We start from the raw sequence: 22,757 nt of genomic DNA on the forward strand, positions 1-22,757 counted from the left end.
CTTGTCCTTGTCCACCGACAGGCCGATGTACCAGTTGACCGAGGGCAGGCCCTTGACCGGGGTGAAGGTGAGGATGCGGGTTTCGCCGTTCTGCTCGGCTTCGGTGATGTCGGTGCTGATCCTCGGCGTGCGTTCCGGGAACAGGTCGCTGAGGTTCTTCATCACCAGGTTCTTGTCCGGGTGGACGAGGATCTTGCCGTCGGCGCTGACCAGGAAGGCGTAGCCGATGCCGTTGAAGTCCAGCGCGTTGATGATGTCCACCAGGGTCTGCAGGCCGAGGTCGCCGCCGACGACGCCGAGGCGCGCGGCCGGCGTGGCGATGGTGATCACCAGCTCGTGGGTGGCGGCATCGATGTAGGGTTCGGTGAGCGTGGAGCCGCCCGCGTTCATGGCGTCCTTGTACCAGGGCCGGGTGCGCGGGTCGTAATCGGCCGGCATGTCGGTGTGGGGGTAGATGGTGAAGGTGCCGGTCTGGGTGCCCAGGTAGGTGAAGGCGAAGGTGGAGGTGAGGGCCTTCTGCTGCAACAGGCTGTTGACCCTGTCTTGTTCCGCGTCGTTGGCGATGGATTGCGCCTCGCTTTCCACCAGCAGGATCCGTCCCGACAGCCAGTTCTGGATGTTGCTCGCGGTGACGCTACCCATTTCCTCCAGGTAGTTGTTCAGGTCGGCGCGAATGGCGTTGCGTTGCAGGTAGTCGTTGTACAGCGTGAAGAGAGTGAATGCGGCGATCACCACCAGGGATGCAGCCAGGAGGATCTTGTGGCTGAACTTCAAGTTCGTCATGTTTTGTACTTCCGGTCATGTCGGCGATAGCGTTTGGGAGCCACGCTTTTTAGTGGCGCCAGGGAGGGCTGGCGGCAGTCCTTATGTCGGCAAGGTTCCAGTAAAGCTTTAGCGGGGGATATGGCAAGGCAACGACGCGTTCCGTGCCGACGCGGATATCGAAAGGGCGCCCTGCGGCGCCCTTTCGATCATTCGAGGCTGGCTCAGACGAACAGCTTCAAGGCCAGCCAGAACAGCCCGGCGGACAACGCCATGGCCATCGGCAGGGTGAGGACCCAGGCCAGCAGGATATTGCGCACCGTGCCGCCTTGCAGGCCGCTCTTGTTCGCCACCATGGTTCCGGCGACGCCCGAGGACAGCACGTGGGTGGTGGAGACCGGCAGGCTGAAGATGTTGGCCATGCCGATGGCCAGGGTGGCGGTGATCTGTGCGCTCATGCCCTGGGCATAGGTCATGCCCTGGCGCCCGATCTTCTCGCCGACGGTGAGCACCACGCGCTTCCAGCCGACCATGGTGCCGATGCCCAGCGCCAGGGCGACGGCGATGATCACCCAAAACGGGGCGTATTCGGTGGTGGCGGTGAGGTCCTTGCGCAGCTTGTCGAGATCGGCGCGGTCGCGGGCTTCGAGGCTGTCGAGCTTGCCGACCTTCTTCGCCGTGTCGTCCAGGCAGAGCAGGTAGCGGCGCACGTTGATCCGGCCGTTCTCGTCGAGGTTGCGGTAGTCGCTCAGGCCGGCCAGGTACTTGTGCAGAGCATCCATGGTCGGCACGGTCAGTTGCGGGTCGCAGCGGAAATGCTCCGGCAGGTCGGTACCGCCACGATTCTTCTCCAGCGCCAGGTACTCGCCGAGGACGGCGTTGTTGCGCTGGTAGAAATCGTTGAGGTGCACGGCGGCGTCGCGGGTGCGTTCGATCTGGTAGGTGGTGCTGTCGAGGTCGAGCACGAACTTCGCCGGCACGATGCCGATGAGCACCAGCATGATCAGGCCGATGCCTTTCTGCCCGTCGTTGGAACCGTGCACGAAGCTCACCGCCATCGCCGAGATCACCAGCACCAGGCGGTTCCAGAAGGGAGGGTGTTTCTTGCCTTTCACTTCCCGGCGGTCTTCCGGGGTGTAGTGCATCTTCGACAGCGGCCGCCACCATTTCAGGCCCAGCAGCAGCAGGCCGGCGACGATGAAGCCGGCGACCGGCGAGATGACCAGGGAGGCGGCGATGTCGATGGCTTTCTGCCAGTTGATCCCGTCGCCGATCGGGATGCCGGTGATCAGCGCGTTGGCCAGGCCCACGCCGAGGATCGCGCCGATCAGGGTATGCGAGCTGGAGGCGGGGATGCCCAGGTACCAGGTGCCGAGGTTCCAGGTGATGGCCGCCGCCAGCAGCGAGAACACCATGGCCAGGCCGTGGCCGGTGTTGACGTTGATCAGCAGCTCCACCGGCAGCAGGTGGACGATGGCGTAGGCGACGCCGACGCCGCCGAGCAGCACACCGAGGAAGTTGAAGAAGCCGGACAGCATCACCGCCAGTTGCGGCGGCATGGCCTTGGTGTAGATCACGGTCGCGACGGCGTTGGCGGTGTCGTGAAAACCATTGATGAATTCGAAGAAGAGCACGAAAGCCAGCGCCAGCAGGAGGCTCAGCACCAGCCAGGCATCAAGCCCGCTGAATAGATCGAACATGGGAGGTGTATGACCGGCTCGTGAAGGGGGCGCGATTATGCCAGAAAAGCGCATTCAACCCCATCCGCGGGGTGCCGGCCGGTCGCCCCCCGACGCGACCTATCGCCGCGGCGTGGCGCAGGGCGAGGCGGACCGTCGCGGGTCAGGACTCGACGGTGTCGTCGGGTTTCAGGTCGTTCTGGATTCTTTCCAGTTCCCGCTCGAAGGCTTGGTCGAGGAGGCTGGGGCGTTTTCGCCAGGGCTTGCGCTCGGGTTCCGGTTGCGCGGCGTAGGTGATGACTTCCCCGCCTTGAACGTCCTTGTAACGTTGCGCCTGGCGCTCGAGTTCGGCGCGCAGTTCGTCTTTCGTCACGTGTTCTTTCCGTTTCGCTGGTGATCGGATGGAGCAGGCGCAGGCGAGCGCCTGCGGGGGCGATTGTAACTCAGCCCCACGCCCGTTGCAGGGCGCGCAGGCGCCCGATGTTCCGGCGCCGGTGCGCCGAGGTCAATCCGCGTCGGCGCCGCCCATGGCGACGACGTGCCCGTAGGTGCCGTGTTTCCGCGCGGCGGCATCCACCAGGATCCGGTAGAACTGGGCGACGCCGTCCTCGTAGTTCAACGCGCGGTGCGCATGCTCGATGGCCGCCTCGCGCACGCGGCGGTGATGGTCCGGGTCCGCGAGGTGGCGGCGCAGGATATCGGTGAGCTGGCCGAGGCTGTCGTCGGCGCCGACCTTGTGCATGAAAGCGGGCAATTCCGCATACCAGCCGACGTCGCTGACCACGCAGGGAATCCCGTGCTGCATGGCGCGCATGGCGATGGCCGAGACTTCGCCCATGGTCGGGTCGCGCAGGTTGATGATCAGGTCCATCTCGGCGATCTTCTCCACGAAGGCTTCGTCGTCGAGGCGGCCGTGCAGGCGGGTCAGCTCCGCCAGGCCGTATTCCGCCAGGCGCTCGGGCAGCCACGCGCAGAAGCTGGAGAGGGCGCCGCCGACGTCGAGGGTGAAGGCGGGCAGGTCGGGGTCGTCGCGCAGCTGGCGCAGCGCCTCGAGGACCAGTTCCGGCCGCCGATGCGGCAGGATCAGGCCGAACATGCCGATCCGCAGCGGGCCGCTGCGGGCGAACGGCCGGGGCCGGGCATCCCGGTAGAGCTGCGGGATCACCTGCCCCGGCACCTGGGGCAGGCGTTGCCGCAGCCGGCGGTGGGCGAAGCGGGAGTGCACGACGTAGGCGGTGGCGTGCTGGATCACTTCCTCGCTGAGCGGCATGTCGAGCACCAGCGGGTGGGACCAGGGCGTGAACCCCTGGTCGAGCAGGCGCAGGACGGTATCGAGCACCTCGGCGCCGTACCAGCGCCGGAGCTGTTCGAAATAGCGCTGCTCGTCGCCGTTGGCCCAGGCGTGGGCGAACAGGTGGTGCAGGGAAAAGTCGTGCAGGTGGACGATGCCCGGATGCTCGGCCAGCAGGTCCGGGACCTTCCCATGGAAATGGACGTTGTTGCCCATTTGGTAGACCACCACGTCGAAGTCGTCCAACCGCGCGGCGGCCTCTTCGAGGGCCTCGATGCGCACGCCGGGCAGCGCCCTGGGCCGTTCGGCGTCGGTGTAGACGGTGATCGCCAGGTCATGGGCCAGCAGGCCGGCGGCCAGGTCGAAGCAGTAGTCGGCGATGCCGGTTTCCTGGGGCGGCCAGGGCGTGACGAGGGCGAGGCTGATCATAGGTTGTCCAGCACCAGTTTCTGCAGGATTCGCGGCCAACCGATGGTGCGGGCGAAGGCCTGGCCGGGGTCGGCCATGGCATGCAGTTCGCCGGCCGTCATCCCGTAGAGGCGTTCGACGCCGTGCGCCAGCGCCGCTTCGTCGCGGGCCACGATGCCGCTGCCGGTGAGCGTCACCAGCGACTGCACCTCGCCGCTGTCGGCGAGGGTGAGCACCGGTTTGTGGGCGAGGAAGGCCTCTATCGTGGAGAAGCCGTAGTCCTCGTCGTAGGGCGCGTAGAACACCGCCCGGCACCGCGCCAGCTCGTGCAGCAGCGCCGCGTCGTCGAGGAAACCGAGCAGTTCCACCCGGTCGCCGACGCCGAGCGCGTCGATCAGCCGGCGCAATTCCTCGACGTAGGGCTCCGGGCCGGTGCCGATGATCCGCGCCTTGGCACGGGGCACGGCGGCCACGGCGCGGACCAGCATGTCCGGACGCTTCCACTCGTTGAGCCGGCCGAAATAAATGAGCGTGTCCGAATAGTCACCCGACTGGATACGCCCGGCGAACCCGGAGGGCGGCAGCAGGGCCTCGGCGCGGAAGCCGTTGAAGCGGTGCAGCCGTTCCGAGACCCTGTTGGAGATGCTGAACAGGCCGCGGCACTCCTGGAAGAACAGGTCGTCGAGGGCGCGGAGGCCCAGGTTGGTCGCCGTATGGCGCTGCTCGGGGTCGAAGGCCGGGTCGTAGGCCTGGCGGTGCTGGTGCACCAGCCAGAGGACCTTGTTCGGGTGCCGCACCGCGTAGGTGGGAAACTTGGTGGCGATCAGCAGATCGATCGGCTGGCCGTCGCTTTCGCTGAGGTCGAGGTCGCGCCACATGCGCGTGTCGGCGATCAGGCGTTCGTCCGGGTACCACTTGAACGGCAGGGTCAGCAGGTCGGCCTGGATGCCCGGCAGACGGTTGATCTGCTCGACCAAGGACTCGCAGAGAATCTCGGCGCCGCCGCGGGTGAACGGAACCTGCGTGTTGAGCACCGCCACCCGTTTCATGGCGCGGTCTTCCGGCCGATGACCGCGTAGTCCAGCGCGCCATAGAAATGCTGGTTGAAGCGCTCGCCCAGCTCGCCCGCGTCGATCCGCTGGTGGCTGAAGAAGGCGTTCAGCTCGGTCACCCGCACCTCGCCGAAGCCGCAGTGCTGGAGCATGAACTGGCCGAGCACCGGCGGGATCGGGTGCAGGTGGGTCGGGTCGATGTAGAAGTCGTGGGTGGCCACCAGCAGGTTCCTGGGGTTCGGCGTCTCGAAGATCGCGATGCCGCCCGGCCGCAGGACCCGGACGCACTCCTTGAACAGGCGCAGCAGGTGAGTGAACTCGATGTGCTCGATGATCTGCATGCCGGCGATCACCGAGAGGCTGTCCTCCGCCAGGCTCTGCAGGTAGGCCAGCGCCTCGTCCTGGCGCGCCGGCAGGCCGAGGCGCGTGCATTCCTCGACCATCCGCCGGTTGAGGTCGAGGCCGTGGGCGTCGATACCGTGCTCGCGCATCAGCTCGACGAATTCGCCGCGGCCACAGCCGATGTCCAGCGCCGGCGCGCCCTGGCAGCGCTCCACGGCCTGGCGTACCTCGTCCAGGTAGTGGACCAGGCGACCCTTGATGTCGGCGCGGGTGCCGCGGAACTGGTTCTCCAGCTCGAGGTAGAAGCGGTCGAGCAGGCGCTCGTCTTCCTCCTGCCGCAGTGCCTGGCGTTCGCGGTCCCGGTGCAGGGGCTGGAGCTGGGTTTGCAGGGGCTCGAGGTCGCGGCGCTCGGCCTTGCGGGCCAGCAGGTGGCCCTGGGTCTGCACCTCCAGGCGCAGGTCGTCCAGCGCCCGGGCGCGTTGCTCGGCCAGCGGATTGGGCATCGGAGCCCCGCTGCGCGACGCCTCGTCCAACTGAGCCTGCAAGGCTTTCCAGTGTCGATCCATCGGGTTGATGCGCTGCTCGTGCAGGTAGTCGAGGGCGTCTTTCAGCCAGGCGATGCGCTCGTCGCGCAGGGCCTCGCGGGCGCCCAGTGCCTCGAAATCCTGTTGCAGGCGCGCCTGCGCCCCGAGGGCGTGGTCGAGGGCCTGCTGGGCCTGGGGCTGAATCTGGGCCTGGACCTGCAGCAGCGCGTGGCGCAGGGCTTCTTCGTTGCCCAGGTGATGCCGCCCGAGGGCCTCGAGGTGCTGCTGGCATTCCACTTCCGCGCGCAGCAATCGACGCTCGAGGTGGCTGATGGCGGTGAGCAGCCGTGGCAGGCGCAGCAGGATGGCGCCCCAGCGCAGCAGGGGGCCGAGCACGGGCGTGCGGTACAGCGCCATGGCCCGCTCGGCCTGGCGCAGGCCGGATAGCTCCTGGTTGGCGGCCTGGCCCTCGGCGGAGTGGCGCAGGGCGAACACCAGGTCGCGCTTGCTGCAACTGCCGTCCAGCAAGCGACCCAGGTAGTAGGCGCAGCCTTCCGGGTCCGCCGGGCGACCCAGCAGGGTCAGGTAGGCCGACTCCACCAACTGGCGGCCCTCCAGGCTGAGCAGCTCCGCCAGGGAGTGGGCGACCAGGGCGGGCGGGCGCTCCGGCGGCACTCGCGGCGACAGCTCGCCGAGCGCCGGGGTCAGGGGCGGCAGGCAGGAGTCGGCTCGCTCGGCGGTATCGGGTTGGTGCGCGCGCAGGCGCGACGGGTAAGCGCGGAACGCCGGGACCGGCTGCTCGCCGAGCAGGCGCTGCAGGCGCTCCAGGAGTGCGTCGACCTCGGCGTCCTGGCTCATTCGACGCTCGCCGGGCTGGGCGGGAGGCTGCGCGTGGAGGTGACCATCGACAGGTGGCTGCTGCCGACGAAACGCGGCTCGTTGCCCGGCACTACCTGGAACACCAGGGCGCGATCCCACCAGTCGTGGCAGTCCTGCACATGGTTGTCGTGGGTGTGGGAGGCCACCGAGATCGAATAGCTGCCGTAGCCCAGGTTGGCGACGAATTCGAAGCTGACCTCGAAGGTCCCGGCCTCGCCCGGCAGCGCGGTGCCGGTGTGATAGGTGTTGGTGCCGTAGATATCGTTGCCCAGGCGGTCGCGGATGACGATGCCGAGGGTGCCGTCGCCGATGGCCTCGGCGTAGGCGATGCGGCAGCGGATCGCCAGGGGCTCGCCCACGGTCACCGCGCGCACGTCCTGGCCCCGGGCGTCGTGCAGGGAGACGTCGAGGATCGCCGCCTTGCCGTTGCCGCTGCGGGTGACCTTCTCGCCGCCGAGGGACTCGACCTGCCTGATCGCGTGGTCCTGTTCCAGCTTGGCGATGGCCGCGTTGTAGTAGTCGATCACGCTGTCCGGGCGGTCATCCTTGATCAGGGTGCCGGAGTCGATCAGCAGCGCGCGGTTGCACAGGCTCTTCACCGCGCCGGGGTCGTGGGACACCAGCAGCAGGACCATGCCCTGTTCCTGGAACGCGCGGATGCGCTGCATGCACTTGTGCTGGAAGTAGATGTCGCCCACCGCCAGGGCCTCGTCGACGATCAGGATGTCCGGGCGGAAGGTGGTGGTGATGGCGAAGGCCACCCGCGACTGCATGCCGCTGGAGTAGGTGCGCACCGGCTCGTCGAAGTAGTCGCCGATCTCGGCGAAGTCCTCGATCTCCGGCATCACCTTGAGCACCTGCTCGCGGCTGAAGCCCATCAGCCCGGCGGAGTGCAAGGCGTTCTCGCGGCCGCTCAGCTCCGGGTTGAAGCCCATCCCCAGTTCGAGGATGGCGGCGATGCGGCCGCGGCTGCGCACCGAACCCTCGGTGGGTTGCAGGGTGCCGGTGATCATCTTCAGCAGGGTGCTCTTGCCCGCGCCGTTCTGCCCGACGATGCCGACCGCCTCGCCGGCGTGGATCTCGAAGCTGACGTTGCGCAGCACCCAGTGTTCTTCGCGGGCCTTGCAGGGCAGGCCGAACCAGCGGCCGATCCGCTGCCATTCCGAGCCGTAGGAGCGGTAGGCCTTGCTGAGGTTCTTGACGCTGAGCAGGCTCATAGGGCGTCCACCATTTCCGGGCTGGCCTTGCGGAACACGAACAGCCCGAGCAGCATCAGCACCCCGGCGGCCACCGCGATGCCGGCGAGATCGCGCAGGTTGGGCGCGACGTCATAGACCAGCACGTCGTGGAAGGCCACCACCAGCGCGCAGAGCGGGTTGAAGTCGAGCAACCACTTCAGGCGTTCGGGCACGATGGACAGCGGGTAGACCACCGGAGTCAGCCAGAACAGGGTCTGCAGGATGATCGGCACCACCTGGCCGATGTCGCGGATGAACACGTTGAGCACGCCGAGGAACAACCCCAGGCCGATGGAGAAGGCCACCACCAGCAGGATCAGCGCCGGCAGCCAGACGATGGCGGCCCCCGGCGTATGGCCGAGCAGGGCGAACACCCCGAGCATCGCCAGCAGCAGCATCAGGTTGTTCAGCAGGCAGGAGCCGACCACGATGGCCGGCAGGGTGATGCGCGGGAACATCATCTTCTTCAGCAGGTTGCCCTGCTCGATGAACAGCGTGAGACAGCGCCCGACGATTTCCGCGAACAGGTTCCAGGCCAGCATCCCGGCCATCAGGTAGATGGCGTAGGCATAGGGGTTGTCGATGCCGGGCAGCTTCGCCGCGAGGACGTTGGAGAGGACCAGGGCATAGATCGCCACTTGGGCCAGCGGGTGGATGATCATCCACAGCCCGCCGAGTCGACTGCGCGCGAAGCGCGTGGTGAATTCGTTGCGTATCGAGGACAACACAAAGCCCCGGTAACCCCAGAGGCTTTTGAACAAGCTGAACATCATGGCTCCTGCTGAAAATCGAAGGCGCCGCCTTTGGCTCGGGCAGACGCCCGGAGTTCGACGAAGTCCGTCGGAACGCGACGGAAAGCGCCGGAACGCGATGGCTGCCCGCGGTCGGGCCTGCGCTAAAAGCGCAACAGCATACCCGCATCGCCGTGGCTGCGCTCTACCGCGGCCGTTCCAGGTGCGCTACGGAGGTGCCTGTCCGCGACATTCGTGCGGTTCTGCGCCCGTCGCGGCCTGGCCGGCCCAAGGGCAACCGGGCGTCAGGCGCTAGAAGGCCAGGGGCGGCCGGCGTGGATCGCCACTGCGCCTGCGGCAGGCCGAAACCCAGGGTGACCGAGGCGCCTGGCCGATGTCACCGGCGGCCGCGCGACGGCAGGGCGAAGCGCCCGGCAAGCCGTTGTGCGAAGGCCGCCTGGCCGTTCAGGCTCAGGCGCGCCCGCTGCGCTCCCAGGAGGCTCGCCTTCGAGCCGCCGCCGTGGCCGGCGGGCCGGTGTGCGCGGCGCGATGAAGACCAGACGCGCGCGGTGGATGCCGCTCCAGCGGAACCGCGCTTCGTCGTGGGGCGAGCCTCGCGGAACAGCGGGCGGGACTGGCGTGGGCGTAGGCCATGCCCGGCTCCCGCGATGGCCACTGCGCGCGAGGCTCGATCTAACGGCCCGGATGGTCCGGCTGCGAGGTGTGGGTGACGATGGGTTCGCAGGCGAACAGGCGGTCGGTCGCGCGCATGTCGCGCCGCCGGCCGCGCGTCGGCTCAGAGCACCCGCTCTTCCCGCAGCGCCCGCGCCGCCAGCTCGATGGCCGCGGAGGCGTCGAGGTCGGGCGAGCCGATCACGCAGCTCACGAAGATGAAGGAGCGCTGTCCCCGCTGCACTTGCCCCACCAGCCAGCGCACGGCGCGCCCGGAGGTGTCCGTGGCACTGCCGGTCTTCGCGCTCAGCTTGGCGTCCTGCGGCCAGGGCGCGGCGAACGGGTGCTCGCCCAGGGCGTTCACCACCTTGTCGCGCGGCTGCACCAGGATCTGCCGAACGCTGGCCATCGACGCCTCGCTCACCGGCAGGGCATCACGGTAGAGGTCGGCGAGGAACGCCAGTTGGCCCTCGGGCGTGATCTGCAGGGCGCGCCCCAGCCAGAAATGGGTGAGGTCCCCGCCGGTATCCTGGTTGCCGTAGGAAAAGCGGGCCAGGTAGTCGCGCTCGCGTTCCAGGCCGAGGCGCCGGGCGATGGCTTGGAAGTACCAGACCACCGAGTAGCGCATCGCCGACGCCAGGCTGTGGTCGCGCCGCCAGGTCTCCGCCCACTGCGGGCTGCCGTCATAGGCGATGATCGCGTCCGGCCCGTCGATCACCCCGGCATCCAGGGCCGCGAGGGCATGGGGAATCTTGAAGGTGGACGCCGGGCTGACCGGCGTACGGCAGGCCTCGGCGGGGTCGCGGCGCCGTTCGCCGACGCCCGGCTCGAACAGCAGGAAGCACGCGTGGCGCTGTTCGGTGCCCCGGGGCGTTTCCGCGGCGAACGCCATAGGCGCGGGGAGGCCCTGCAACAGCGAAAGGGCGAGACCGAGCAGTATCCGTCGGGTCATGGGCGTGGGCATCCGTGGAGGACAAAAGCGCGAAGTGTAACTTCTGCCCGATGGCGGAAGCATGCTTCGCGGTGCCCGGGCGAGGCGTCCGCGGCGCATTGCCGTAGAGCATCCCGCCATGTGTCCCCGGCTCGACCTGATGCGGGCCGCCGGGGGCGTCACTCCGCGCGGCCGATCCTTTTCCGGCGTCGCCGCATCCGCGGCGAGCGCGCTCAGCGCAACCGTTCGATGACTGCGGCGTAGTTCGCCTCGGGGTGTTCCTGCTGCTGGCGTTCGGCCAACTGCAGGGCGGTCTGGCCACGGCTGTCCTGGCGATTCTTGTCGGCGCCGTGGCGCAGGAGGAAGTCGATCCGTTCCGCTTCGTTCTGCATCGCGGCGGCGTGCAGGGGACGGAACCGGTAATTGCGGAAGCTGGAGCGGCTTTCCGCGTTCACGTCGAGCCCGTTTTCGATGAACTTCGCGGCCAGGGCGTAGCGCTCCGCGATGGGCAGGTTGAGCACGAAATCCACGCCGCCGCCCGCCTGCAATTCCTGCGCATCGGCCGGCCCGGTGCGGAAGTGCATGACGTACTGGTAGCAGAGCGGCGGTGGCAGCGGAATGCCGCTGTCCTCGAGGGTGCAGACCAGCAGATCCTCCAGGCTCATCTGGCTCAACACACCGATCAGGAGCGCCAGGAGCGCGGCCGCGAATACGCCCAGGTAGCCGATAAGACGCCCCATTTCAGGCGCTCCCCTTGGCGTCGATGCACGAGCGCCAGGCCAGCGTCGGCGGTATTTCGTGCCGCGGCGCGGCGGCGAGGAAGCTGCGCAGGTCGCTGCGGAAGCGCAGCGAAAGGGCGTTGCGCACGGACGTGTAGATTTCCGCGTCCATCAGGTTGGAGGCGTTGGCATGCTTGAACCAGTGCCGGGCGGCCTTCTTCCCGAAGGCCTTGACCACCTTCGCCGGGCTGCCGCCGCGCAGGCTCTTGAACAGCGCCTCCACGTAGCCCATGGCGTAGCTCGCATCGATGCCGGCCACCAGCAGGGCCTGGGCGAACGCGCGCAGGTTGTCGTTGACGGGCATGTCGTCGATCGAGGGTGCGTCGGTGGGAAAGAAGAATTTCAATGCTTGCCGGGTTTCCTCGGTGTCGAGGATGAGTTCGTCGGCAGAAAACGTGCGCAAGTAGATATCGGTGCCCATGTCCTTGGCCCAGTCCTTTGGTGATGATCAGCGTGTGCCCTGATACTGCTTCCTGCAGAGTCGGTTAAGCATGTTCAAAGATTGCCGTAATTGCAAGTCGAGTCGTTCGCGCTGTGACCCCGTCGAGGGATGCGCTCGCGGAAGGCCGCCGGGCGACGTGCGCGCAAGCGCCGCGCGACGCATCGGCGGGCAAAGGGGCGGGAAGCGCTGCGCCTCAGGCGCCGGGCGTGCGCGTCGCGAGCCAGCAGAGCAGCGAGCCGAGCGTGACCAGCAGCGCGCCCTGCCAGAATTGCAGGGTCAGCGCGGTATGCAGCCAGAGCGCGGCGAACGCCGAGGAGAGCACCGGGGTGAAGTAGGACGCCGTGGCCAGCAGGGTCATGTTGCCCCTGAGGATGCCCAGGTTCCACAGGGCATAGCCAGCCGCCATGGCCGTGCCGGTCGCCGCCAGTTCGAGGATTCCGGAGGCGCTGAAGGGAATGGCCGGTTCCTGGCTGACTCCGTACTGGACCCACAGGGCCACGGCGGTGAGGGCGAAAAACAGGGTGACGCCGTTCTTCCCCTGGGCGAAGCGCCGGGTCAGGTTGCAGTACAGCGCCCAGAGGATCGCCCCGGAGAACGCCAGGCCATAGCTGAGCGGATTGGCCGCGACGTTGCCCAGCAGGCCGGGCAGGGAGAGGCCCTCTCCGCTGACCACCCAGAGAATCCCGAACAGGGCCAGGGCGGTCCCGGGCAGGATCGGCCAGCGCGCGCGCTGGCCGTTCATGGCGATGGCCAGCAGTACGGTGAGGCAGGGCCAGAGATAGTTGACGATGCCCAGCTCTATCGCCTGCGCGCGATCGGTGGCGTAGCCGAGCGCCAGCGACAGGCAGATCTCGTAGGCGGCGAAGAGCAGGCTGCCGACCAGCAGGTAGGCGCGCGGGAATGTTCTCAGCCGGGGCCTGCCGAGGCAAAGCAGCAACAGGAGCGTCCCCACCGTATAGATCATCGCCGACCCGCCGAGGGCGCCCAGGTCCTCCGTCACGCCACGGATCAGGCCGGCCGAGGTACTCCAGAGCAGGATCGCCGCCAGTCCGCAGAGGGTGGCTCGGGTGTCGCCATTCGCACGCATCGCGCTTCACTTTTCCGGGTCGTCGGGCCGCTGCCGTCGAGGCGGCTGGAGAGGGAGTCCACCCAGGCTGCCAGGGCGGCGGCCTTTTGTCAGCCGGGCGCGTCGGCGGCGCTTCCCGGGGCGGCGCCAGGTCGGTTCGGGCGCCGCCCGCGACGCGACGCTCCCGCGGTCGGCCGCGCAGGGCTTATGCTGGACCCCGATCCCCCTCCCGAGGACGTCAAATGACCTGGTCAGCCCGGCAGTACAGCCTCTTCGAACAGCAGCGGACGCGCCCCGTGCGTGATCTGGTGGCCGCCATTCCGACCGCTACCGCGCACCTGGCCGTGGACCTGGGATGCGGCCCTGGAAATTCCACCGAGGTGCTCGCCGAGCGTTTCCCGGACGCCCGGGTGACGGGAATCGACAGCTCCGAGGACATGCTCGCCGAGGCACGCAGGCGATTGCCGGCGCTGACCTTCGAGTTGGCCGATATCGCCGCCTGGAATCCCGCCGCTGCCGTCGACGTGATCCTGGCCAACGCCTCGTTGCAGTGGTTGCCCGACCACGCGTCGCTCTACCCGCGCCTGGTCGGCAAGCTGAAGGCCGGCGGCACGCTGGCGGTGCAGACCCCCGACAACCTGGAGGAACCCGCCCATCGCCTGGCGCGCCAGGTGGCCGCCCAGGGGCCCTGGGCGGACAGGATCGGCGCGATCCGGCATCCCGAACGGCATACCGGAGACTTCTACTTCCAGCTGTTGAGCCCGTGCTGTCGCGCGGTGGACGTCTGGCGCACCACCTACCTGCATCCCCTGGCGAACCACGCCGCCGTGGTGGAGTGGTTCAAGGGCTCCGCGCTGCGGCCCTACCTCGATCCCCTGGAGCCGGCGCAGAGGGACGCTTTCCTCGCGGCCTACCTGGAGGGCATTGTCGCCGCCTATCCGGCCCTGGACGACGGCCGGGTGCTGCTGCCGTTTCCCCGGCTGTTCGTCGTCGCCACCCGCTAGGGGCCGGCGCCACGGCCTGGTGACGACCCCGCGTCCGTCACCGGATCGACCTGGGACCCGCGCCCTCGCAGGCGGCCGGGCGCGCTAGGGCGCCGCCTGCCGCTCGGGCAGGACCAGCACGGCGAAAATCCCTTCGAAGTGTTCGCGGATGCGTCGCTTGGCCTCGTCGGCGCTGACGGTGTCGTTGGCCAGGAAATACTGCCACCAGAACAGCCCGACGGCGTGCAGGGTGGTGGCCCACAAAGACGTCTGGATATCCGCGGGCAACAGGCCCTTGTCCTGGAAGTGCACCAGCAGGGTTTCCTGGTCCTTGATGAGGATCTGTTCGTTGTCCCAGGACTCCTGGCGGCCGGGCTCCCACGAACTGACCAGGCCGACGACCTGCCCGTAGCGCCATATCTCGCGGTCCAGGTATTTCAGGGCACCGTCGATCAGGTGCGAGTAGAGCTGGGAAAAGGTCTCGCACACGTCCGCCGGCGGGTTTTCCATCAGCGGCAGGCGCTCTTCGCGCGCTTCGGTGCGGTACAGGGTGACCAGGGCCAGCAGCAGGGCATCCTTGGTGGGGAAATAGTTGTAGACGGTGCCGAGCGAGACGTCGGCCTTCTCGGCGATTTCCTCCAGCCGGGCGCCGTCCACGCCCTTCGCCTTGAACGCTTCGGCCGCCGCCAACAGAATGGTTTTCTGCCGCTCGCGGCGTTTTCGTTCCCGTAAGCTCATCACGCTGTTTCCTTCGTCTTGATCCTTCCGGCGCGCCGTCGTCATGGCGCGGGGCAACCGGCTGCCCGCTTGCCGGCCAGGTATTCGTCGATTATCCGCTGCAGGCGCTGCCGACCGAAACTCCGGAAGTGGCCGCCGTGCACCACGTTGGCCGGCATCTCGCGCAGACGGTGCAGGGTTTCCAGGTAGTCGGGCAGGTGCGAGTGGTGGGCGTCGTCGACCAGCGGCCCGTCGTAGACCGCGTCGCCGGACAGCAGGATGCCGCTGCGCGCTTCCCACAACGCGATGCTGCCCGGGGAATGGCCGGGCACGTGGAGCACCTCGAACTGGCGGTCGCCCAGGTCGATCACGTCCCCGGCTTCGAGCAGGCGCGTCGCCGGCGCGCTGCGAACCTGGTAGTCCGCCTGCCGGTAACCGCCGGGCGGCAGGCGTTCGAACATGTCGATCACGGCGTAACGGTCGGCCAGGGTCTGGTGCCCGTCGGGATTCGCCAGGATGCCGGCCTCGGCCCGGTGGCAGGCGCGCTCGGCGAATTCGTGGTGACAGCCGATGTGATCGAAATGGGCGTGGCTGGCCACCGCGAGCAAGGGTTTCAGGCGCAGCCAGGGCAGCATGTGCGTGAGGCTGACCACGCCCATGCCGGAGTCGAACAGGAGGTCCCGGTCGCGCCCGCGCACGTGCCAGATGTTGCAGCGGTAGAACGGATCGATGAAGCGTTCCTGAATATGGGTCACGCCATCGGCCAGGCGATCGACCTGGTACCACTCCGGGGCAGTGGCCACTGGACGGTGGGTCATCGAAGTCCTCCTGAAGGGTCGTGGGACGGGCGTAGCGGCGCGCCATCGTCCCCACACAATGCCCATCCATAAAGTTGAAATCAACTACAAAAATATAGTTGACAGTAATTTTGTGCGTGATATCAATATTTACAGCGAATGCACCCGCCCCACGCCGAGCGGCCGCCGTCGCACTGTCCTTTTACAACAAAGAGAAAAACGACATGCCCGTGCGCCCCAACCCTTTCACCCGCGAACTGAACGCCGGCCGTTGCCTGCTCGGCACCTGGCTGATGAGTGCGCGTACTCCGACCCTATTGAACGTGCTGCGCCTGTCCGGCCTGGACTTCGTCAAGGTGGACATGGAGCACACGCCGATTTCCCTGGAGACGGTCGCCGAGATGGCGCTGCTGGCGCGGGCCCTGGATTTCGCCCTGGTGGTCCGGCCCCCGGACGGCGGGCGCGTGTGGGTCAATCGGCTGCTGGACGCCGGGGTGTGGAACCTCTACGTGCCGCAGATCCACAACGCCGACATGGCCCGCTGCCTGGTGCAGGTGGCGCGCTACGCCCCTCTGGGCAATCGCGGCACCTTCGAGCCCGGTCCGCAGGACGACTATTGCGATCCGAGCGAGCCGAGCAGCCAGTTGCCGGCCCTCAATCGCCAGGTGCACCTGACGGTGATGCTCGAGTCCATCGAGGCCTTCGAGAACCTCGACGAGATAGCCAGCGTCCCCGGCATCGACGCCCTGGCCATCGGCCCGGCGGACCTGGCCCAGGAACTGGGCATCTACCAGAAACCCGAGGAGCAGGAGGTGATCCGCCACTACCAGGCGCGCCTGCTGGCCAGCGCGCGGAAGCACGGCAAACAGGTGGAGATCGGTGTCTGGTCGACCCGGGAAGCCCGCGAATGGCGCGACCGGGGCGCGCAGATCCTCACCTACATGACCGACACCATGATCATCCGCGAGCGCTACGAGGAGGCCGTCCAGGCCTTCCAGGCGTGAGCCGCGACACTCGACCCGCACCCGCCGGGGCCCGATGGACCGATTCCAGGAGCAGATGAAATGAGCACGATAGAAGTCATTCCCAGCGGCGCGGCCCTGGGGGCGGAAGTTCGCGGCGTGGACCTGTCCAAGCCGCTGAGCGAAGAAGTCCGCCGGCAGATCCTCGCCGCCTGGCACGAACACCTGGTGCTGTTCTTCCGCGGCCAGGACCTGAGCGACCCGGGCCTGTTGCAATTCGGCGAGTGCTTCGGCGAGGTGCTGGTCGACAACCGACCGGTGGACTACAACCGCGCCGCCGATACCCAGTACCCCGACCGCATCGACGTGATCTCCAACGTGGTCGTCGACGGCAAGCCGATCGGCGCCCTGGGCGACGGCGAGGCGCTGTGGCACACCGACACCCAGCCGGTGCCCAATTCGGCGTTGATCCTGCACGCCCTGGAAACCCCGGCCCAGGGCGGGCGCACCCGCTTCGCCAACATGTACACCGCGTACGACAGCCTGCCTGACGACCTGCGGCGGCAAGTGGAAGGCCGCGCCTCCATCCATGACCGTATCTACGGCCTGCAGAAGAACACCCTGTTCCACAGTTCCAGCGGCGCCATCGACCCCTTCGACAAGAGCCGCATGCCCGGCCCCTGGTGGCCCATCGTGCGCACCCATGGTGAAACCGGACGAAAATCCCTGCATCTTCAGCGCGAGGGCGGCGGTTACGTGATAGGCCTGTCCAACGAGGAGAGCGACCGGGTGCTCGAACGGCTCTGGGCGCACATGACCCGGCCGGAGCTGATCTGGGAGCACAGTTGGCAGGTCGGCGACGTGCTGGTATGGGATAACCGCTGCACCATCCATAGCCGTACCCCGTTCCAATCCAGCGAGCGCCGTCGTCTGCACCGCATCACGGTGAAGGGCGAGTGGCCGAACTGAGACGACCCGCCGCCGGCTCCGGTGGCGCGTCCCGTACTCGACGATCGTCAGGAAGGTGGACATGACCCGACAACAGGCACCCTGCATCGAATTCCGCGACGTCTCCAAGCGCTATGGCGACTTGCAGGTGCTCGATGGGGTCGACTTCCACGCCCACCCCGGCGAGAAGCTCAGCCTGATCGGCCCCAGCGGTTCGGGCAAGACCACCATCCTGCGCGTGCTGATGACCCTGGAATCGATCGACGGGGGCGAGGTGCGCATCGAGGGCGAGCCGCTGCGCGTGCCCGGCGACCGGCAGCGCATTTCCGCTGCGGCGGAGCGGGAGTTGCAACGCATCCGCGGCAAGGTCGGCATGGTCTTCCAGCACTTCAACCTGTTCCCGCACATGGACGTCCTGCGCAACATCACCCTGGGGCCGATGCTCACCCAGGGCGTGGGCCGGGAGGAAGCCGAGGCCCAGGCGCTGCGCTACCTGGACATGGTCGGCCTGGCGGACAAGGCGCGCAATCGCCCCAGCCAGCTTTCCGGCGGGCAGAAGCAGCGGGTGGCCATCGCCCGCTCGCTGGCGCTCAAGCCGAAGATCATGCTCTTCGACGAGGTCACCTCCGCGCTGGACCCGGAACTGGTGGACGAGGTGCTCAGCGTCATGCGCGTCCTCGCCCGGGAAACCGACATGACCATGCTGCTGGTCACCCACGCGATGAACTTCGCCCGCGACTTTTCCGATCGCGTGCTGTTCTTCGAGCGCGGCCGGATCCTCGAGGAGGGACCGCCGGAACAGATCTTCAGCGAGCCGCGGGAGGAGCGCACCCGCACCTTTCTGCGCAAGATCATCGCTTCAGGCCAGGACCTCTGAGGAGGCCGGCGAGTAAGGACAAAGAATGCCACGCGCCGCAGCGGCTACCCCTCAGGGAAGCGGCCGGCCGTGTGGAGAAGCGTCACCCATGCCGCGTGCATTTTCAGTTGTATGACTGCCTCGCTACAAAAACCATCGAACGATAATGAGGGGCTTCGACATGAACCAACCGAGATCATCCACCCCGGCGAGCCGGCTGCTCGCCTCCCTGATGTCCGCGGCCGTGCTGCTGGGCGCCACCGCGGGCGCCGCCCGCGCCGACACCCTGGCCGACATCCAGAAGAAGGGCTATGTCGAGATCGGCATCGGTTCCGGCGGCTTTCCCTACGCCGGAGTAGGGGCCGACGGCAAGCCGACCGGCGCGGCGCCGGAAATCTCCATCGCCGCGTTGAAGAGCATGGGCATCACCGACGTGCGGCCCCGGGTGGTCGACTGGGGCGCACTGATCCCCGGCCTGCAGGCGCGGCGCTTCGATCTCGTCAGCACCGGCATGTTCATGAACAAGCAGCGCTGCTCCGCCGTGCTCTTCTCGCAGCCGGACACCTGTAGCGCGCAGACCTTCATGGTGCCCAAGGGCAACCCGGACAAGCTGCATTCGTTCGCCGACGTGGCGGCCAACCCGGCATTGAAGATCACCATGGCGCCCGGCTCGATGGAGGTGAAGGCGGCCAAGGCGGCGGGGGTGAAGGATGACCAGATGCTCACCAACAGCGACGTGCAGAGCAAGCTCAAGCTGTTGCAGAGCGGCCGGGTGAATGTCTGGGTGGACCCCAGCGACACCTTCTCGGCGCTGGGCGAGCAGGCGGCCGGTTTCGAGGTGGTGGCCGTGGAGGGCGCCGCCGTGCAATGCGCCGGGGCGGTGTTCCGCAAGGCCGATGCGGCGTTCCGCGACGCCTATGACCAGGCCCTGGAGACATTGAAGGCATCCGGCGAGTTCCAGGCCGCTCTGGAGCGCTATGGTTTCCCGGTGGAGCCGGCGTTGCAGGCCTCTCGCGACGAGATGTGCGAACGCGATTGATGAGCGCATCCGCGCAGCGGCCAGTGCCGCTGCGCCCGTTACATCGATCCGCAGACGCACGGCGTCCGCGGCGGGCGCCGTCCGCTCCGAAGCGCCACGCGGGAGAATCCTTATGCAAGAGTCCCTGGGCTACTACGGCCTGATCCTCGACGGCCTGTGGGTCACCGTGCAACTGACGGTCGCCGGCTGCCTGGTCGCCGCGCTGGTCGCGTTCGGTGTGGGGGTGGGCAGCGTCGCGCGCTCGACGCCGCTGCGCCTCGCCTGCCGTTTCTACATCCTGTTCTTCCGCGGCACCTCCAGCCTGGTCCAGCTGTTCTGGGCGTTCTACGTCCTGCCGTACATGGGCGTGGAGTTGTCGCCGATGCTGGTCGGCATCGCCGTGCTCGGCCTGAACGTCGGCAGCTACTCGGCCGAGGTGGTGCGCGCGGCGATCCTCGCCGTGCCCCGCGAGCAGTCCGAGGCGGCGGTGGCGATCAACCTCAGTCGCGGGCAGCGCATGCGCTACGTGATCCTGCCCCAGGCCCTGCCGCTGATGCTGCCGTCGTTCGGCAACAACGTGGTCGAGCTGATGAAGATGACCGCCATCGTCTCGCTGATCACCCTCAACGAACTCACCGCCCAGGCCCAGGCCATCCGCTCGGCCACCGGCGAGACGCTGATGCCCTATCTGGCGATCCTGGTCCTCTATTACCTGTTCTCGCTGGTGCTCACCGCACCGATGAAGTGGCTGGAAAAGCGCTTCGCGAGCACCCCCCGATAAGAAGGTGGCGCACATGTCCTGGGATTGGCAGTTCACCTGGTCGCTCATGCCCACCCTGCTCCAGGGTGCCTGGCTGACCGTGCTGGCGACCCTCGCCGGCACGGCCATCGCCCTGGCCCTGGGGGCGGTCTTCGCCGTGGCGGGGTACTCCCGTCATCGCGCCCTGCGCGGCGCGATTTCCTTCACCATCCAGTTCCTGCGTGGCACGCCGTTGCTGGTGCAGCTGTACGTGATCTTCTTCGTGCTGCCGGATATCGGCATCGTGCTACCGGCATTCCTGGCCGGGGTGATCGGCTTGGGCGTGCACTATTCCGCCTACCTGGCGGAGGTGTACCGCGCCGGCATCGACAGCGTCGACAAGGGGCAGTGGGACGCCTCGACGGCGATCAACCTGAGCCGGCGCCAGGTCTGGCTGCACATCATCCTGCCCCAGGCCATCCCGAAGATGGTGCCGCCCATGGGCAACTATTCCATCGGCATGCTCAAGGAATCGGCGCTGCTCTCGACCATCTCCGTGCTGGAACTGGTCGCCCGGGCCCAGGCCATCGGCAACGAGACCTATCGATTCACCGAGCCGCTGACCCTGGTCGGCCTGCTGTTCCTGACGCTGACCCTGCTGTTCACCTTGCTCCTGCGCGTCACCGAGCGCAGGGCCGCGACCCTGCGCTAGGCGGGCCCAGGCCATGGCGGGCGCCACGTGCCGTGCCCGCCCGGCCGTCAGGCCTCGTCCAATCGCTCGCCCATGGAGGCCGCGTGCATATGGTCCAAGCGGGTGAAGTCGAAGTCGGCGCTGGCGCAGTAACGCTTCACGCCGGCCTCCGCCGCGATGATTTCGTCGGCGACCCGCAGCAGGTCGTCCAGTGCCACCTCGGGCGGAATGATCATCGCCCCATGTTCGTCCATGTGCAGCAGGTCGCCGGGATGGACCTGCAGCCCGCCCACCTTCACCGGCGTGTCGACCGCGACGAAGCGGATGTTGCCGTGGCCCACGCTGACGCTGCCGGCGAACAGGCCGAACCCCAGCGGCAGGATCTCGGGCAGGTCGCGCACGCTGCCGTTGGTCAGCACGCCCACGCAGCCCAGGCGCTGGAAAACGCTCGCCGCCACGTCGCCCCAGGCGCAGGCCCGCCCGGCGGGGGCGTCCAGGTCCTGGACCACGGCGATGCTGCCGGCGGGGCGCGCGGCGACATGCTGCCAGACGTCCTTGTAGGTCAGGTGGGCCTCGCCCTCGGCCAGGGGAAACTCGCCGACGATCTTCGCGGTGACGGCGTGTCCGGCGAAGCTGCCCAGTTGCGGAAAGATGCAGCGGATCGAGCCATCGGTGTAGCCCTCGGTCTTGCTGCGCACGGCGAAACGCTCGATGGCGTCGTAGAGCAGCGGGGTGCGATAGCCCCGCAGGGCTTGCAGGAGCGAAGGGGTAGGAATCGTCATGGCAGCGTCCTAATAAATGAAGTTGAATTCAAGAAGTAAAAAATCTACACATGAAATCCCTTCAAAACTACAAATAAATTTGTAGTTGAGTATAAAAATAAATTGCACCGTCGGTAGGGCTGTGGTGCAATCCGTTCATGGCCACGAGGGCGCCGTTCCCGATCCCGTCCCGATGGCCTGAAGAAAGCGCCGCAGAACAACACAGACAAGGCGCGCCAGAACGTACCGGCCCGACCCGCCGTCGCGGACTGCGCTTTTTGATTCTGCCGCCATGATTCGAGCCCCCGGCGCAGGCCGGGGCTCGTGCCGGCCGGGCACCGTCCGGCCAGGCATCGACCCGCGTGCAAGCAGGAGAATCAAGATGACCGGCATCACCCGACGTGGCTTCACCCTCGCCAGCGCCAGCGCGGCAACCCTCGCCGTGTTCGGCGCTCCCGGTTTCATCGGGCGCGCGCTGGCCGCCCAGACCACCCTGTCCGGGGTCGAGTGGGGCGGGCCCTATATCGAGGCGTTCAAGCAGATCGAGGCCCGCCAGTCGGCGGTCAAGGTGCGCTGGGAGCTGCATGCCTCGGGCGCCGCGGCGATCCTCGGCAAGCTCAAGGCCAACTGGCCGAACCTGCCCTACGACTTCATCGCGGCCTACGATCCGGTGTTCACCGCGATGATCAACGAGGGCTGGGCGGAACCCATCGACCCGGCCCTGGTGCCGAACCTGCAATACATTCCCCGCCACCTGACCCTGCCGGACGAGCAGGGGCGCGCCCGGGTCATCCCCCGCGGGCTTTCCGGGTTCTACTTCGGCTACCGCTCGGATATCGCGCCTCTCGAGATCGGCAGCATCGACGACCTGCTGTCGCCGAAACTCAAGGGCCAGATCTGCTGGCCGCACCCGACCCAGATGAGCGGCCTGCACATCGTCGCCCTGGCCCGCCACGCCGGCGGGAACGAGCGCGACATCGAGCCCGGCTGGAAGCTGCTCAAGGAAATCGCCAAGGCCGGCAACATCGGCCGGGTGGCGCAGACCGAAGTCGACTTCATCAACTCCCTGTCCGTGGGCGAGACCTCCGTTTCGTTCTGGCACCTGGCGGCCTGGGCCAACGTGGCCAAGAACGCGCCGGTGGTGCACCTGACCAAGCGCCCGGGCTTCACCACCTACCTGAGCACCACCGGCTGGACCATCCTGCCGACCAGCCAGCACAAGGCGGAAACCGCCGCCTTCCTCAACCATTCGCTGGCGCCGGAAAACCTCGCCATCTACTGCTCGGTGGTCGGCGAAGTGCCGGCCAGCAGCCAGGTCCCGGTGGACGAGAGCATGCAGCAGATGAAGTTCTCGCCAGAAGAATCGCAGGCCTACACCCAGCTCCCCGACTGGGCCTACCTCGCCACCCAGGTGAACGAGTGGACCCAGCGCTGGGAAACCGAGATCGCGCACCTGCTGTGAGTGCCGCCCAACCGCCTGATGCCGGAG

General features: G+C 67.5%; 23 protein-coding genes. 8 read left to right on the forward strand and 15 right to left on the reverse strand.

Annotation, left to right across the window (positions count from 1 at the left end; all coding sequences use genetic code 11):
- From OGL92_RS20665 to yddG, 12 genes are all read right to left on the reverse strand, one after another.
- Window positions 1-783 (reverse strand): cache domain-containing protein (locus OGL92_RS20665; RefSeq protein ID WP_263147412.1); only part of this gene is annotated, 783 nt, incomplete at its 3' end.
- Window positions 784-986: 203 nt separating this feature from the next.
- Window positions 987-2,462, reverse strand: coding sequence for an inorganic phosphate transporter (locus OGL92_RS20670; protein ID WP_263147415.1), 1,476 nt, complete (start codon window positions 2,460-2,462; stop codon window positions 987-989).
- Between the two features lie 142 nt (window positions 2,463-2,604).
- Window positions 2,605-2,814, reverse strand: coding sequence for a hypothetical protein (locus tag OGL92_RS20675; RefSeq protein ID WP_263147417.1), 210 nt, complete (start codon window positions 2,812-2,814; stop codon window positions 2,605-2,607).
- 132 nt (window positions 2,815-2,946) lie between these two features.
- A complete protein-coding gene (locus OGL92_RS20680) occupies window positions 2,947-4,161 on the reverse strand; it encodes a glycosyltransferase (protein ID WP_263147420.1) in 1,215 nt (404 codons plus the stop codon).
- Complete coding sequence (locus OGL92_RS20685; RefSeq protein ID WP_263147423.1) at window positions 4,158-5,189, reverse strand: glycosyltransferase family 4 protein; 1,032 nt, start codon at window positions 5,187-5,189, stop codon at window positions 4,158-4,160. Before OGL92_RS20685 ends, OGL92_RS20680 begins: the two co-directional genes overlap by 4 nt.
- Window positions 5,186-6,916, reverse strand: a complete 1,731-nt coding sequence (locus OGL92_RS20690) for a class I SAM-dependent methyltransferase (protein WP_263147426.1) — start codon at window positions 6,914-6,916, stop codon at window positions 5,186-5,188. The genes OGL92_RS20685 and OGL92_RS20690 overlap by 4 nt, the downstream gene beginning before the upstream one ends.
- Window positions 6,913-8,154, reverse strand: a complete 1,242-nt coding sequence (locus OGL92_RS20695; protein WP_263147428.1) for an ABC transporter ATP-binding protein — start codon at window positions 8,152-8,154, stop codon at window positions 6,913-6,915. The genes OGL92_RS20690 and OGL92_RS20695 overlap by 4 nt, the downstream gene beginning before the upstream one ends.
- On the reverse strand, window positions 8,151-8,945 hold the full coding sequence (locus tag OGL92_RS20700; protein WP_263147430.1) for an ABC transporter permease: 795 nt from the start codon (window positions 8,943-8,945) through the stop codon (window positions 8,151-8,153). Before OGL92_RS20700 ends, OGL92_RS20695 begins: the two co-directional genes overlap by 4 nt.
- 757 nt (window positions 8,946-9,702) lie before the next feature.
- Window positions 9,703-10,530, reverse strand: coding sequence for a penicillin-binding transpeptidase domain-containing protein (locus tag OGL92_RS20705; RefSeq protein WP_263147431.1), 828 nt, complete (start codon window positions 10,528-10,530; stop codon window positions 9,703-9,705).
- Window positions 10,531-10,742: 212 nt separating this feature from the next.
- Window positions 10,743-11,249 (reverse strand): ankyrin repeat domain-containing protein, encoded by a 507-nt coding sequence (locus OGL92_RS20710; protein WP_263147434.1) that lies wholly within the window; start codon window positions 11,247-11,249, stop codon window positions 10,743-10,745.
- Between the two features lies 1 nt (window position 11,250).
- Entirely contained in the window at window positions 11,251-11,709 is a 459-nt protein-coding gene (locus OGL92_RS20715; protein ID WP_263147436.1) for a hypothetical protein, read from the reverse strand.
- Window positions 11,710-11,923: 214 nt separating this feature from the next.
- Entirely contained in the window at window positions 11,924-12,817 is an 894-nt protein-coding gene (gene yddG, locus OGL92_RS20720; RefSeq protein WP_263147439.1) for an aromatic amino acid DMT transporter YddG, read from the reverse strand.
- Between the two features lie 221 nt (window positions 12,818-13,038).
- Between yddG and tam the strand changes: the two genes are divergently transcribed.
- Entirely contained in the window at window positions 13,039-13,800 is a 762-nt protein-coding gene (gene tam, locus OGL92_RS20725) for a trans-aconitate 2-methyltransferase (RefSeq protein WP_263147441.1), read from the forward strand.
- Window positions 13,801-13,884: 84 nt separating this feature from the next.
- Here the strand turns inward: tam and OGL92_RS20730 are convergent, their stop codons facing one another.
- Window positions 13,885-14,517, reverse strand: coding sequence for a TetR/AcrR family transcriptional regulator (locus OGL92_RS20730; protein ID WP_263147444.1), 633 nt, complete (start codon window positions 14,515-14,517; stop codon window positions 13,885-13,887).
- Between the two features lie 41 nt (window positions 14,518-14,558).
- Complete coding sequence (locus OGL92_RS20735) at window positions 14,559-15,314, reverse strand: MBL fold metallo-hydrolase (RefSeq protein WP_263147448.1); 756 nt, start codon at window positions 15,312-15,314, stop codon at window positions 14,559-14,561.
- Between the two features lie 203 nt (window positions 15,315-15,517).
- On the opposite strand from OGL92_RS20735, the gene OGL92_RS20740 reads away from it, so the two are divergent.
- The 6 genes from OGL92_RS20740 to ehuD all read left to right on the forward strand — a co-directional run bounded on the left by OGL92_RS20740 (window position 15,518) and on the right by ehuD (window position 20,528).
- Window positions 15,518-16,297 carry an aldolase/citrate lyase family protein gene (locus OGL92_RS20740; RefSeq protein ID WP_263147450.1) on the forward strand — a complete coding sequence of 260 codons (780 nt, stop codon included), beginning with the start codon at window positions 15,518-15,520 and terminating at the stop codon, window positions 16,295-16,297.
- A gap of 60 nt (window positions 16,298-16,357) precedes the next feature.
- Window positions 16,358-17,224, forward strand: a complete 867-nt coding sequence (locus tag OGL92_RS20745) for a TauD/TfdA family dioxygenase (RefSeq protein WP_263147451.1) — start codon at window positions 16,358-16,360, stop codon at window positions 17,222-17,224.
- Window positions 17,225-17,285: 61 nt separating this feature from the next.
- The gene (gene ehuA / locus OGL92_RS20750) at window positions 17,286-18,080 is read left to right on the forward strand and encodes an ectoine/hydroxyectoine ABC transporter ATP-binding protein EhuA (RefSeq protein WP_263147453.1); all 795 of its coding nucleotides are present in this window, start codon (window positions 17,286-17,288) and stop codon (window positions 18,078-18,080) included.
- Between the two features lie 160 nt (window positions 18,081-18,240).
- The gene (ehuB, locus tag OGL92_RS20755) at window positions 18,241-19,098 is read left to right on the forward strand and encodes an ectoine/hydroxyectoine ABC transporter substrate-binding protein EhuB (protein WP_263147455.1); all 858 of its coding nucleotides are present in this window, start codon (window positions 18,241-18,243) and stop codon (window positions 19,096-19,098) included.
- 112 nt (window positions 19,099-19,210) lie between these two features.
- Window positions 19,211-19,858, forward strand: coding sequence for an ectoine/hydroxyectoine ABC transporter permease subunit EhuC (gene ehuC, locus OGL92_RS20760; protein ID WP_263147458.1), 648 nt, complete (start codon window positions 19,211-19,213; stop codon window positions 19,856-19,858).
- Window positions 19,859-19,871: 13 nt separating this feature from the next.
- Complete coding sequence (ehuD, locus tag OGL92_RS20765; protein ID WP_263147461.1) at window positions 19,872-20,528, forward strand: ectoine/hydroxyectoine ABC transporter permease subunit EhuD; 657 nt, start codon at window positions 19,872-19,874, stop codon at window positions 20,526-20,528.
- 47 nt (window positions 20,529-20,575) lie between these two features.
- Here ehuD and OGL92_RS20770 read toward each other — a convergent pair whose 3' ends face one another.
- On the reverse strand, window positions 20,576-21,289 hold the full coding sequence (locus tag OGL92_RS20770) for an RraA family protein (protein WP_263147463.1): 714 nt from the start codon (window positions 21,287-21,289) through the stop codon (window positions 20,576-20,578).
- A 361-nt stretch (window positions 21,290-21,650) separates the two neighbouring features.
- Between OGL92_RS20770 and OGL92_RS20775 the strand changes: the two genes are divergently transcribed.
- A complete protein-coding gene (locus OGL92_RS20775) occupies window positions 21,651-22,730 on the forward strand; it encodes an extracellular solute-binding protein (RefSeq protein ID WP_263147465.1) in 1,080 nt (359 codons plus the stop codon).
- Window positions 22,731-22,757: the final 27 nt, after the last annotated feature.

Source organism: Pseudomonas sp. RIT-PI-AD (assembly GCF_025642785.1).
Classification (GTDB): Bacteria; Pseudomonadota; Gammaproteobacteria; order Pseudomonadales; family Pseudomonadaceae; genus Pseudomonas_T.

What these genes read in the sequence shown, in the direction of transcription:
- OGL92_RS20670 (WP_263147415.1), bottom strand. Translation starts at nt 2,462, where the DNA reads ATGTTCGATCTATTCAGCGGGCTTGATGCCTGGCTGGTGCTGAGCCTC.
- OGL92_RS20680 (WP_263147420.1), bottom strand. Translation starts at nt 4,161, where the DNA reads ATGATCAGCCTCGCCCTCGTCACGCCCTGGCCGCCCCAGGAAACCGGC.
- OGL92_RS20685 (WP_263147423.1), bottom strand. Translation starts at nt 5,189, where the DNA reads ATGAAACGGGTGGCGGTGCTCAACACGCAGGTTCCGTTCACCCGCGGC.
- OGL92_RS20690 (WP_263147426.1), bottom strand. Translation starts at nt 6,916, where the DNA reads ATGAGCCAGGACGCCGAGGTCGACGCACTCCTGGAGCGCCTGCAGCGC.
- OGL92_RS20695 (WP_263147428.1), bottom strand. Translation starts at nt 8,154, where the DNA reads ATGAGCCTGCTCAGCGTCAAGAACCTCAGCAAGGCCTACCGCTCCTAC.
- OGL92_RS20700 (WP_263147430.1), bottom strand. Translation starts at nt 8,945, where the DNA reads ATGTTCAGCTTGTTCAAAAGCCTCTGGGGTTACCGGGGCTTTGTGTTG.
- OGL92_RS20705 (WP_263147431.1), bottom strand. Translation starts at nt 10,530, where the DNA reads ATGACCCGACGGATACTGCTCGGTCTCGCCCTTTCGCTGTTGCAGGGC.
- OGL92_RS20710 (WP_263147434.1), bottom strand. Translation starts at nt 11,249, where the DNA reads ATGGGGCGTCTTATCGGCTACCTGGGCGTATTCGCGGCCGCGCTCCTG.
- OGL92_RS20715 (WP_263147436.1), bottom strand. Translation starts at nt 11,709, where the DNA reads ATGGGCACCGATATCTACTTGCGCACGTTTTCTGCCGACGAACTCATC.
- yddG (WP_263147439.1), bottom strand. Translation starts at nt 12,817, where the DNA reads ATGCGTGCGAATGGCGACACCCGAGCCACCCTCTGCGGACTGGCGGCG.
- tam (WP_263147441.1), top strand. Translation starts at nt 13,039, where the DNA reads ATGACCTGGTCAGCCCGGCAGTACAGCCTCTTCGAACAGCAGCGGACG.
- OGL92_RS20730 (WP_263147444.1), bottom strand. Translation starts at nt 14,517, where the DNA reads ATGAGCTTACGGGAACGAAAACGCCGCGAGCGGCAGAAAACCATTCTG.
- OGL92_RS20735 (WP_263147448.1), bottom strand. Translation starts at nt 15,314, where the DNA reads ATGACCCACCGTCCAGTGGCCACTGCCCCGGAGTGGTACCAGGTCGAT.
- OGL92_RS20740 (WP_263147450.1), top strand. Translation starts at nt 15,518, where the DNA reads ATGCCCGTGCGCCCCAACCCTTTCACCCGCGAACTGAACGCCGGCCGT.
- OGL92_RS20745 (WP_263147451.1), top strand. Translation starts at nt 16,358, where the DNA reads ATGAGCACGATAGAAGTCATTCCCAGCGGCGCGGCCCTGGGGGCGGAA.
- ehuA (WP_263147453.1), top strand. Translation starts at nt 17,286, where the DNA reads ATGACCCGACAACAGGCACCCTGCATCGAATTCCGCGACGTCTCCAAG.
- ehuB (WP_263147455.1), top strand. Translation starts at nt 18,241, where the DNA reads ATGAACCAACCGAGATCATCCACCCCGGCGAGCCGGCTGCTCGCCTCC.
- ehuC (WP_263147458.1), top strand. Translation starts at nt 19,211, where the DNA reads ATGCAAGAGTCCCTGGGCTACTACGGCCTGATCCTCGACGGCCTGTGG.
- ehuD (WP_263147461.1), top strand. Translation starts at nt 19,872, where the DNA reads ATGTCCTGGGATTGGCAGTTCACCTGGTCGCTCATGCCCACCCTGCTC.
- OGL92_RS20770 (WP_263147463.1), bottom strand. Translation starts at nt 21,289, where the DNA reads ATGACGATTCCTACCCCTTCGCTCCTGCAAGCCCTGCGGGGCTATCGC.
- OGL92_RS20775 (WP_263147465.1), top strand. Translation starts at nt 21,651, where the DNA reads ATGACCGGCATCACCCGACGTGGCTTCACCCTCGCCAGCGCCAGCGCG.